Source organism: Micromonospora arborensis (genome assembly GCF_003205615.1).
In the GTDB taxonomy this organism is placed as follows: Bacteria; Actinomycetota; Actinomycetes; order Mycobacteriales; family Micromonosporaceae; genus Micromonospora; species Micromonospora arborensis.
On sequence record NZ_PYBV01000091.1, the window covers coordinates 1 to 11,044 of the forward strand.

Annotated in this window: 9 protein-coding genes; 7 read left to right on the forward strand and 2 right to left on the reverse strand. The window is 72.4% G+C overall.

The features are described 5' to 3' along the window. Positions 1 to 16: 16 nt before the first annotated feature. On the reverse strand, positions 17 to 1,240 hold the full coding sequence (locus tag C7C45_RS32905) for an extracellular catalytic domain type 1 short-chain-length polyhydroxyalkanoate depolymerase (protein WP_110568816.1): 1,224 nt from the start codon (positions 1,238 to 1,240) through the stop codon (positions 17 to 19). 225 nt (positions 1,241 to 1,465) lie between these two features. Between C7C45_RS32905 and C7C45_RS32910 the strand changes: the two genes are divergently transcribed. The 4 genes from C7C45_RS32910 to C7C45_RS32925 all read left to right on the forward strand — a co-directional run bounded on the left by C7C45_RS32910 (position 1,466) and on the right by C7C45_RS32925 (position 5,780). Further along, a complete protein-coding gene (locus C7C45_RS32910) occupies positions 1,466 to 3,292 on the forward strand; it encodes a DUF6311 domain-containing protein (protein WP_110568818.1) in 1,827 nt (608 codons plus the stop codon). Between the two features lie 62 nt (positions 3,293 to 3,354). Next, positions 3,355 to 3,996, forward strand: coding sequence for a lipoyl(octanoyl) transferase LipB (lipB, locus tag C7C45_RS32915; RefSeq protein ID WP_110568820.1), 642 nt, complete (start codon positions 3,355 to 3,357; stop codon positions 3,994 to 3,996). Between the two features lie 160 nt (positions 3,997 to 4,156). Next, complete coding sequence (locus C7C45_RS32920) at positions 4,157 to 4,501, forward strand: YciI family protein (protein WP_110568830.1); 345 nt, start codon at positions 4,157 to 4,159, stop codon at positions 4,499 to 4,501. 4 nt (positions 4,502 to 4,505) lie between these two features. Next, a complete protein-coding gene (locus C7C45_RS32925; RefSeq protein WP_244200699.1) occupies positions 4,506 to 5,780 on the forward strand; it encodes an RNA polymerase sigma factor in 1,275 nt (424 codons plus the stop codon). Between the two features lie 54 nt (positions 5,781 to 5,834). Here the strand turns inward: C7C45_RS32925 and aspS are convergent, their stop codons facing one another. Beyond that, complete coding sequence (gene aspS / locus C7C45_RS32930; RefSeq protein WP_110568822.1) at positions 5,835 to 7,121, reverse strand: aspartate--tRNA(Asn) ligase; 1,287 nt, start codon at positions 7,119 to 7,121, stop codon at positions 5,835 to 5,837. A gap of 454 nt (positions 7,122 to 7,575) precedes the next feature. Here aspS and lipA point away from each other — a divergent pair, with 454 nt between their 5' ends. The 3 genes from lipA to C7C45_RS32945 form a co-directional block, all read left to right on the forward strand. Next, the gene (lipA, locus tag C7C45_RS32935; RefSeq protein WP_110568824.1) at positions 7,576 to 8,571 is read left to right on the forward strand and encodes a lipoyl synthase; all 996 of its coding nucleotides are present in this window, start codon (positions 7,576 to 7,578) and stop codon (positions 8,569 to 8,571) included. A gap of 37 nt (positions 8,572 to 8,608) precedes the next feature. Beyond that, on the forward strand, positions 8,609 to 10,282 hold the full coding sequence (locus tag C7C45_RS32940) for a hypothetical protein (protein WP_110568826.1): 1,674 nt from the start codon (positions 8,609 to 8,611) through the stop codon (positions 10,280 to 10,282). A gap of 149 nt (positions 10,283 to 10,431) precedes the next feature. Further along, positions 10,432 to 11,044: DUF4191 domain-containing protein (locus tag C7C45_RS32945; protein WP_110568828.1), on the forward strand; the 613-nt coding region annotated here is incomplete at its 3' end.

Genomic DNA, 11,044 nt, shown 5'->3' on the forward strand with positions numbered 1-11,044 from the left:
CGGTTCGATTTTCGAGTTAGCAGCCGATTACCCAGTGGTTGGGGGCGGTTTGCTTCAGGGCGGTGGTGTAGAAGGTGTTGTAGAGGCCCATTCGCTGGTTGGAGCCGTTCGCGTAGGCGTAGCCGCCTGACTGGTACGCCCGGCCGGCCGCCACGTGGGCGTAGTTGCTGGCCGTTACGCAGGTTGGCGGCGTGGTGGGGGTTGGCGTGGCCGTGGGGGTTGGCGTGGGGGTGGGGGTCGCCGTGGGGGTGGGGGTGGTGCCGCCGTTGTTCAGGCCGAAGAAGAGCGCGTCGCGGTACGTCGAGCAGATGGTGTCCAGGAAGTAGGCGCCAGCGGTGCCGCACTGATCGGCCGCGGAGCCCGGGTCGACCGGGGTGCCGTGCCCCATCCCGGAGACCCGGTAGAGCCGCACGTCGTCGTTGCCGTACACCTCCAGGCTCGTGTTGCCGGGCAGCGACGAGGTGCTGGTCGGGGTCTGCGAGACGCCGCGCACGTTGGTCCACTGGTCACGGGACTCGGTGCCGTTGAGCGGGGCGACCGTCGGGTCCGAGGTGCCGTGCCAGATGGCCACCCGGGGCCGCGGGCCGGTGTAGCCGGAGTACGCGCCCCGAACCAGGTCGCCCCAGGCCGCCGGGGTCTTGTCCGCGCCCGGGTTCATGCAGCTGAACGCGTTGACCATGCTGGTGGCGCAGCGGTACGGGATGCCGGCGATGATCGATCCGGCGGCGAACACGTCCGGGTAGGTGGCGAGCATGACCGCGCTCATCGCCCCGCCCGCGGAGAGCCCGCTGACGAAGACCCGGGAGCCGTTCACCCCGAAGTTCGCCTTGGCGTGATCGACCATCTGCTTGATCGACAGCGCCTCACCCTGACCTCGGGCGGTGTCCCCCGACTCGAAGAAGTTGAAGCAGGAGTTGGCGTTGTTGGCGGCGGGTTGCTGGGCGACGATCAGGGCGAACTTCCACTGGTCGGCGTACTTCTGCCAGCCGGAGTTGGCGAAGTAGCCGGCGGCGGTCTGGGTGCAGCCGTGCAGCAGCACCACGGCCGGGGAGTTGGCCGGCAGGTTGTCCGGCCGGTAGGCGTACATGGCTAGGTTGCCCGGGTTGGAGCCGAACCCGGTGACCTGGGTGAGGGTCGCGGCCTGGGCGGGTGCGGCGACGGCGACCGCGCCGGCCACGGCGAGGACGAGCCCGGCGCCCACGCCGATCAGGCGGGTGAGGATGGACGAGGAGCGGCGCACGGCGGCCTCCTGAGGGGGCGAACTGTGAACTGGGTCACGGTCGAATTGCCGAGACGTTACGACGAGATGACGCCGCGATGACATGGGGCACACCTACACATTTACGGCGACCGCTGTGTACGTCGGACCGTCCACGCGAGTCCTCCCCAACCCCACGCGACAACAACGGTCCCCTCCTTGCAGGTCTGACCGGCCTGTCCAGGTCCGGTTGGTAACGTCCGCTGCGTGCCGTCCTCCCCGTCGCTGGCCACCGGGCCCGCACCCGCGTCACCGCCGCGCGTCGTCCGGGACCGCCGGGCCGACCTGATCGTCGTGCTGGTGGCGCTCGTCCTCGCCATCTGGGTGACCAGTGGGCTGTGGCGGGACCCGAACGGGCGCACCATCACCGTCAACTCCAGCGACCAGGCGCTCTTCGAGTGGCTGCTGGCCTTCGGCGGTCACGCGGTCACCCACGGGGACAACCCGCTCTTCACGTACCTGATCAACGTCCCGGACGGCGTGAACCTCGCGGTCAACACCTCGATCACGGTGTACGCGGTGGTCTTCGCCCCGCTCACGTACCTGATCGGGCCGCCGGCCACGTTCCTGGTGATCCTCACCCTGAACCTGCTCGCCACCGCGCTGGCCTGGTACTGGCTACTCTCCCGGCACCTGGTCCGCAGCCGGCTGGCCGCCGGGATCGGTGGGCTGTTCATCGCCTACTCCCCCGGCATGGTCTCGCACGCCAACGCGCACCTGAACTGGACCGCCGGCTGGCTGGTGCCGCTGCTGATCTGGCGACTGTTCGCGCTGCGCCGCCCCGGGCACTGGCTCCGCGACGGGCTGATCCTCGGCGCGCTGGTGGCGGTGGCCTTCTCGATCGCCGCCGAAGGGCTCTTCTTCGCGGCGGTGGCGCTCGGGGTGTTCGTCGCCATCTGGGCGCTGCACCCGGCCAACCGGGCCGAGGCCCGCGCCGCGCTGCCCACCTTCCTGCGCGGGCTCGGGGTGACCGCCGTGGCCGCCGGCGTGCTGCTGTCGTACCCGCTCTGGCTGCACTTCGCCGGGCCGCAACGGTTCCACGGCACCGGCTTCGACCCGGTGATCCACTCCGAGGACATCGCCGCGTTCACCGCCTTCCCGCGCCGCTCACTGGCCGGCGAGGCAGGGCTGGGCACCTCGTTGGCACCGAACCCGACCGAGGAGAACTCGTTCTTCGGCATCCCGCTGCTGGTGCTCACCGTGATCTGCTTCGTCGCGCTCTGGCGGCGGGCCGACGCCAGCCGCCGCGCCACACTCTGGGCACTGGGCGCGCTCGCGCTGATCTTCACGGTGCTCTCCTTCGGGCCGGTCGCCAAGGTCGACGGGCAGCGCACCGACCTGCCCATGCCGTTCGACCTGCTCGGCCAACTGCCGGTGGTGAACGCCGCGCTGCCGGCCCGACTGGCCCTGGTGGTCGCACCGGTGATCGGGCTGCTGCTGGCGTTTACCGTCGACCAACTGCGCGCCGCACCACCCCGACACCGGTCCACGGAGTTGGCCTGGCTGGTCGGGTTCGCGGTGGCCCTGCTGCCGCTGCTGCCCACCCCGCTGCTGACCGACGAGCGGGAGCCCATTCCCCGGTTCATCACCTCCGGCACGTGGCGGGACTACGTCGCACCGGACGGGGTGCTCACCCCCCTGCCGCTGACCGTCGACATCTACCCGGACGGCCAGCGCTGGCAGGCGTACGCGTTGTCGCACCGGCAGGGCGAGTTCGCCATTCCGGGCGGCTTCTTCCTCGGCCCCGGCGGGCCGGACGGGCGCGGCCGGATCGGCCCGGTGCCGCGCACCCTGAGCGCGCTGATGGACCAGGCGGCCCGTACCGGGTTGGTGCCGATCGTCACCGACGGAACCATCCGGGAGGTCGACTCCGACCTGCGGCACTGGCGGATCGAGACGGTGGTGCTCGCCGACCAGGTGCACGGCGCGAAGTTCGAGGTCGACGAGGAGGCGGTCCGGCGTACCGCCACCGCCCTCTTCGGCGAGCCGCAGCGGGTCGACGACGTCTGGCTCTGGCGCATCCCGCCGGCCTGACCCTGCCCTGGTGAGGCGGCTCACCAGGGACGATCGCCGGTAGCGGGACTAGGCTGGACGCCGTGACAACGACGACCTCCGGCCTCACCGCCGTCCGCGCCGGCCTGCTCGACTACCAGGCCGCCTGGGACGAGCAGCGACGCCTGCACGAGTCGGTGGTGGCTGGCGAGCGCGGCGACACCGTGCTGCTGCTGGAGCACCCGAGCGTCTACACCGCGGGCAAGCGCACCGAGCCGTGGGACCGGCCGACGGACGGCACCCCGGTCGTCGACGTGGACCGCGGCGGCAAGATCACCTGGCACGGGCCGGGGCAGCTCGTCGGTTACCCGATCCTGCGGCTGCCCGACCCGGTGGACGTGGTCGCCTACGTCCGCCGCACCGAAGAGTTGCTCATCGACGTGTGCGCCGAGTTCGGGCTGACCGCCGGCCGGGTCGAGGGGCGCAGCGGCGTCTGGGTGCCCGAGGACGACCGGGGACCGGCCCGCAAGGTGGCCGCCATCGGCATCCGGGTCGCCCGGGGCGTCACCCTGCACGGCTTCTCGATCAACTGCGACTGCGACCTGACGTACTTCGACCGGATCGTGCCGTGCGGCATCCGCGACGCCGGCGTCACCTCGCTCACCGCCGAGCTGGGCCGCCCGATCTCCGTCGCCGACGTGCTGCCGGTGGTCGAACGCCGACTCGCCACCCTCGTCGAGGTCTGAGCGCCACGTCGGCGGCCCAGGCGTCGCCGGCCAGAAGTTTTCCGCACCGAGTGTCCCGTGGGGCGTCTGATCGATCGTCCCTATGGTGGAGTCGGCGACCGACGTCGGCTCGACACCTGAGGTCGGCGCGTACCGCCCGGCCCGGACGCGAGGAGCGGACATGCCCACCTACATCGCACTGACCTACACGGCGGACGTCGACTGGAGCAGCCCCGAGCAGGCCGACGAGATGGCGGAGTACCGGGAGTTCGGCGCGGCCGCCCGCGCGGTGATCCGGGGCGGCAGCGCGCTCTACCCGACCGCCACGGCGACCACCGTGCGGGTCTCCGGCGGCAAGGGTGGTGACGTGCTCACCACCGACGGCCCGTACGCCGAGACCAAGGAAGCCCTGACCGGCTTCTACCTGCTGGAATGCGCGGACCTGGACGAGGCCGTGGCGACGGTCGCGCAGATGCCCGCGGCCTGGAACGGCGCGGTCGAGGTCCGTCCCATCATCCCCCTGTGACCCGATGCTGACCGGTGACGCGGCGAGGCAGCGCGGCCGGGCCGCCGACACGGCGCAGGTGATCCCGGTCGCCGCTGACGTGGCGGCGCGGGTGGTCCGGGCCGAGCGGTCCCGGATCCTCGCCACGCTGATCCGCGTCACCGGCAGCGTCGACCTGGCCGAGGACGCCACGCAGGACGCGGTCGTCCGTGCTCTGCAGACCTGGCCGCGCGACGGCGTGCCGGACAACCCGCGCGGTTGGCTGCTGGTCGTTGCGCGACGACGCGCGGTCGACATGATCCGCCGGGAGGCCCACCGCGCCGGGAAGGAGGCCGAGGCCGTGGCGCTGCTCGACCCCGCACCGGACTCGCCCGAGGCCGTCCGGGACGACCTGCTCCGGCTGGTCTTCACCTGCTGCCATCCGGCGCTGTCACTGGACGCGCAGGTGGCCCTGGCGCTGCGTACCCTCGGCGGGCTGGCCACCGCCGAGGTGGCCCGCGCCCTGGTGGTGCCCGAGGCGACGATGGCCAAGCGGCTCACCCGCGCCAAACAGAAGATCACCCGCGCGGGTATCCCGTACCGGATCCCGGCGGCCGAGGAGCTGCCTGGCCGGCTGGCGGCGGTGGCCGCCACCGTCTACCTGATCTTCAACGAGGGTTACGCGGCCGGCACCGGCGACGACCTGATGCGGGTCGGGCTGGCGGACGAGGGCCTACGGCTCGCCCGGCTGCTGGTCGAGCTGATGCCGGACGAACCGACCGTGCTCGGTCTGCTGGCCCTGCTGCTGCTGCAGGACTCCCGGCGGCTGGCCCGGGTCGACGACGACGGTCGGCCGCTGCTCCTGACCGAGCAGGACCGCTCGCGCTGGGATCGGGCGGCGATCACCACCGGGGTCGCGCTGGTCGGCCAGGCGCTGCGCCGCACCCCGAACGATCCCGACCGGTACGTCGTCCAGGCCGCCATCGCCGCCTGCCACGCCCTCGCCCCGTCGTACGACCAGACACCGTGGGATGCGGTCATCTCCTGGTACGACGTGCTGCTCACCGTGCACGACACCCCGGTGGTACGGCTGAACCGGGCGGCGGCGGTCGCCGAGCGCGACGGCCCCGCCGCCGGGCTGGCGCTGGTGGACGCGATCGACGGGCTGGCCGGCTACCCGTGGTTCCACGCCACCCGGGGCGAGTTGCTGTACCGCCTCCACCGGTCCGACGAGGCCGCCATGGCGTACCGGGCGGCGCTCGCGCTCGACCTCAACGGCCCGCAGGCGGCCCGGCTGCGGGACCGGCTCGCCGAGTGTTGACCGGACCGCCCGACGCACGGGTCGACGTCGCACGACGCCGACCCGTGCGTTGCCTCACGGGGTGAGCCGGTGCAGGTCGCGCGGGAACGCGGTGACCTCCCGGATGTTGGCCGCACCGACCAGCCGGGCCACGAAACGCTCCAGCCCGATGGCGAAGCCACCGTGCGGTGGCATGCCGTGCCGGAACGCGTCCAGGTAACCGGCGTACGGCTCGACCGACTCGCCCCGGGCCGCCAACGCCGCCAGGTAGTCGGCGTGCCGGTGTAGCCGCTGCCCGCCGGTGACCAGCTCCAGACCACGGAAGAGCAGGTCAAATCCGTTCGAGTACGCCGGCCGTGCCGGGTCCGGGTGGGTGTAGAACGGTCGCTTCGCCATCGGGTAGCCGGTGACGAAGAGGAAGTCCGAGCCGTGTTCGCGGCGGGCCCACTCGCCCAGCGCCCGTTCGTGCGCGGGCGCGAGGTCCGGCTCGTCGGCGGGCGCCCCGGCGATCGTCAACGCCTCGGTGAAGTGCACGGCCGGAATCTCCGTCGGCACCTGCGGCGGTTCGACGTCGAGCGTCGCCAGGGCGGCACCGGCCCGCTCGCCGACCGTGCCGAGCATCCCGGCCAGGGTGTCGCGCAGCACGCGCAGCACGTCGTGGTGGTCGGTGACGAAGCCCAGCTCGGCGTCGAGCGACGTGTACTGCGCGAGGTGCCGGACGGTATCGTGCGGCTCGGCCCGGAAGACCGGCCCCACCTCGTAGACGCGTTCGAACACGCCGACCATCAACTGCTTGTAGAACTGCGGTGACTGGGCCAGGTACGCGGGCCCACCGAACCAGTCCAGCGCGAACACGTTCGCCCCGCTCTCGGTGGAGGAGCTGACCACCTTCGGGGTGTGGATCTCCACGAAGTCGTGGGCGTCGAGGGCGGCCCGGAACCCGGCCACCGCAGCCGCCGAGATCCGCAGCGCGGCCGACCGGGTGGGGTGCCGCAGCGCGGTCGGTGCGTTGTCGAGCTGGGTGGGCAGGCTCGCGGTGAGCGCCGGCCGGTACAGGTCGAACGGTGGCGGCACGGCGGGCGGCCCAAGCGGACGTACCGTCGGGTCGGTCAGCTCGACCCCGGCGGGCGCCGTGTGGTTCGCGGTGACCGTCGCGGTGACCTCGACGACCGTCTCCTCGGTGAGTTTCTCCAGCTCGGCGCGGACGGCCGGGTCGGTCACGACCACCTGGGCCAGGCCGGCGGCGTCCCGCACGATCAGGAACGCCACCGACTTGAGCAGTCGGCGGCGGTGCACCCAACCGGCGATCCAGACGGTCGCGCCGACCCGGGTGGGCAGTTGGTGGGACAGGGTTCGTTGCATGGCGGGCTACTCCTCGGTCGATCGCCACGCCTGCGCCGCCCTGGGGTGGCGAAAGCGTCGCGTCAGCCCCAGGGAGGTGTGGGCGAGCGGGAACCTCGCGGTGCCACCACACCTTCACCCCCGCCGAAGCGGGGGCCTCGTTCGTCGCCTGATGACCGGGGCCAACCGGGCGGGCTCTACTGGGCGCGGGTGACCCGCAACCGTTCTTCCCGCAGCTCAGGAGGGTCTTCGCGCACCGGCACCAGACCGCCTCTCAGCACCGGCGGCTCTCTGCACTGGCGGCTCGGGGCGCTACTTGGCTCCGTCGTCGCTGTTGGCGGTGACCGTAGCACCGGATCCCGACGTGTGTGACGCCCATTTTCGACTATCCGGTGTCCGGCGTCACAACGTCTGGGGCGTGACGCCGGTCGCCCGACGCACATAGACGCCTGCCGTCCGGCGTAGGCTCATTTTCGTGACGATCGAGCACTCCGCGCCGACGACCGGCCAGCCAGCGCGCACCGCAACGGCCGCCCCCGAGGGGCGGCGTCTGCTGCGGATCGAGGCGCGCAACGCCGAGACGCCGATCGAGCGCAAACCGCCGTGGATCAAGGTCAAGGCCAAGATGGGGCCGGAGTACACCCAACTGCGCGGGCTCGTCTCGCGCGAAGGGCTGCACACCGTCTGCCAGGAAGCCGGCTGCCCCAACATCTACGAGTGTTGGGAGGACCGGGAGGCCACCTTCCTCATCGGCGGCGACCAGTGCACCCGGCGCTGCGACTTCTGCCAGATCGACACCGGCAAGCCGGCCGAGTTCGACGCCGACGAGCCGCGCCGCGTCGCCGAGTCGGTGGTCTCGATGGGGCTGCGCTACGCCACCATCACCGGCGTCGCCCGTGACGACCTGCCCGACGGCGGCGCGTGGCTGTACGCCGAGACCGTCCGACAGATCCACGCCCTGCAGCCCGGCTGCGGCGTCGAGCTGCTGATCCCGGACTTCAACGCCGTCCCCGAGCAGCTGGCCGAGGTCTTCGGCTCCCGCCCGGAGGTGCTGGCCCACAACGTGGAGACCGTGCCGCGCATCTTCAAGCGCATCCGGCCGGCGTTCCGCTACGACCGTTCCCTGGACGTGATCCGGCAGGCCCGCGCCGATGGCCTGGTCACCAAGAGCAACCTCATCCTGGGCATGGGCGAGGAACGCGCCGAGGTCTCGCAGGCGCTGCGCGACCTGCACGAGGCCGGCTGCGAGCTGATCACCATCACGCAGTACCTGCGCCCCTCCCCCCGGCACCACCCGGTGACCCGCTGGGTCAAGCCGGAGGAGTTCGTGGAGCTGCGCGAGGAGGCCGAGGAGATCGGCTTCGCCGGGGTGATGAGCGGGCCGCTGGTGCGTTCGTCGTACCGGGCCGGTCGGCTCTACAAGCAGGCCCTCGACGCCCGCGCCGCAACCTCGGTCGCCACCACCGCCTGACCCACACGGCCCGGCGGCCGAATGTCATGATCGTGCGATGACCGCCGGGGTACGCCAACAGCCGCGCGGGGCGGGCCAGCCCCGCTCCCGGCCCGGGGCGCGCCCCGGCCTGGTCGGCTGGCTCACCGGGTTGGCCATGCTCGCCGGGGTGGGTTACCGGCTCTGGCTGCTCGGTCACGCCGCGCCGCCCACCAACAGCGACGAGGCCACCATGGGGTTGGCCGCGCTGCACATCGCCCGAGCTGAGGGCTTCCCGGTCTGGTTCTACGGCCAGCAGTACATGGGCACCCTGGAGGCGTACCTGGCCGCACCGGTGTTCACCCTGGCCGGTGGGCCGTCGCTGCTCGGTCTGCGACTGCCCACGCTCGCGCTGTACGTGCTGTTCCTGCTGCTGGCCTGGCGGTTGACGCTGCGACTGACCGGGGACCGGTGGTTCGGGCTGCTGGTGGTGGCGCTGCTGGCCCTCGGGTCCGACCGGATCATCAAGAACCAGCTGATCGCCGGTGGCGGCTATCCGGAGATGAACGCGGTCGGGATGGCGCTGGCCGTGCTCACCGTGGATCTGGCCAGCGGACGGCCGGGGTGGCGGCTGGCGCGCTGGACGGTGTGGGGGTTCCTGGCCGGCCTGATGGTCTGGGTCGACCCGCTGGTGCTGCCGTACGTCGTGGCGCTCGGCGCGGTGCTCGTCGGATTCTGCCGTCGGGAGCTGCGGGGCGCGGCCGGGGCGCTGCTCGGCGGCGCCGCCGTGCTGGGCGCCGCCCCGCTGCTGCTGGACAGCCTGCTGAACGGCCGGAACCCACTGCACGCGGTGCTCGCCGCCAGCGGCGCGAACGCCAGCGCGGGATGGGCGGACCGACTGCACGGCGGCCTGCTGCTGGGCCCCGCGCTGGGCATGGGGTTCTGCGCTCCCGGGCGGTGCGCCACCTGGCAACTGTGGTGGGCGCTCGCCCTGCCGCTGCTGCTGGCCCTCGCCGCCGCCACCGCCTGGCAGATCCTGCGTCAATCGCCCGCTGCCCCGACCGGCCCTACCGCCTCCGCAGACCCCGGCGGCCCCGCCGACCCGCCACCGCGGGTGGCGGCGGCGGTCTGGCTGGCGCTCGTGCTGGCCGCGGTCGGCACCCTCGGCGCGTACACCGTGAGCAGTTCCGCCGGGCTCACCCCGGTGGAGAGTTCCCGCTACCTGTCCTGCCTGCTCATCTCCCTGCCGGCACTGCTGTGGCCGGTCTGGGCGACGGCCCGTGGCGGTCTGCGACAGCCGGTGGGCGACCGTCGCGGCGTCGGGTCGGCGCTGGCCCGCCCGATCGCGCTGGCGCTGCTCGTGGCCACCCTGGGCACCGCCGGCCACGCCACCTGGCAGGCGGCGCGGACCGCGCCCGCGACCCGGGCCGCCGAGGCCCGGCACGCCGAGTTGGTGAGCACCCTGCGGCAGCTCGGCGTACGACATGTGCGCGCCGGCTACTGGACCTGCAACCGGCTCACCTTCGCCACCGCCGAGCAGGTGGTCTGCGCGGTCGTCGACGACACCTTGCGCCCCGGTTTCGACCGCTACCCCGCGTACCGGCGGGAGGTGGACAGCGCGGCGGCACCCGCGTGGGTCGCACCGACCGGCTCGCCCTTGGCACACACGCTCGACGAGCGGCTTCGCGCCGCCCCGGGCAGCCTTGACCTGGTGACGATCGACGGCTGGCAGATCTACCTGCCGTCGGCCTGACCGCCCCGCCCCCTCGGCCCGGTGCGCCCGGCCCGACGATGACCGCCGGTGCGCTGGTCAGCGGGGTGTCGGGCGACGTAAGGCACTCACCTGCCCCGGCAACCGGACGCGGATCAACGGGGCGGGCGGCGACCACTAGACTCTGCGGCATGGCAAAGCCCCAGGAGAAGGTCTCGTTCGGCCAACGGCTGAAGCAGATCGGGATGGTGTTCCAGTTCACCGCCAAGCAGGACCGGTGGTTCGCGCCGTTGGTCGCCGCCGCGGTGCTCATCCCGCTCGCCCTCACCGTGGTCGCGGTCATCCTCTGGAGCTGGATCTGGCTGCCGATCGGCATCCTGTTCATCCTGCTTGCGGTGCTGATCGTGCTCAATCTGCGGTCCAACAAGGCGATGATGAACGCCGCCGAGGGTCAGCCCGGCGCGGCGGCGCAGATCATGGAGAACATGCGCGGCGACTGGCGGGTGACCCCGGCGGTCAGCTCGACCACCCAGATGGACATGGTCCACCTGGTGATCGGCCGCCCGGGCGTGATCCTGCTGGCCGAGGGCAACCCGCAGCGGGTGCGCAGCCTCCTCGGGCAGGAGAAGCGCCGGCTGTCGAAGGTGATCGGCTCCGCTCCCCTGCACGACTACGTGATCGGGCAGGACGAGGGCGAACTGCCGATCCGTAAGCTGCGGACCACGCTGCTGCGGCTGCCCCGCGCGCTCTCCGGCAAGGACGTCAACTCGCTGGACAAGCGACTCAAGGCGCTCACCGCCCGGC

Bases quoted from the DNA above. Each gene is read 5' to 3' on its own strand.
- C7C45_RS32920 (WP_110568830.1), top strand. From the start codon at position 4,157: ATGCCCACCTACATCGCACTGACCTACACGGCGGACGTCGACTGGAGC.
- C7C45_RS32925 (WP_244200699.1), top strand. From the start codon at position 4,506: ATGCTGACCGGTGACGCGGCGAGGCAGCGCGGCCGGGCCGCCGACACG.
- aspS (WP_110568822.1), bottom strand. From the start codon at position 7,121: ATGCAACGAACCCTGTCCCACCAACTGCCCACCCGGGTCGGCGCGACC.
- C7C45_RS32940 (WP_110568826.1), top strand. From the start codon at position 8,609: ATGACCGCCGGGGTACGCCAACAGCCGCGCGGGGCGGGCCAGCCCCGC.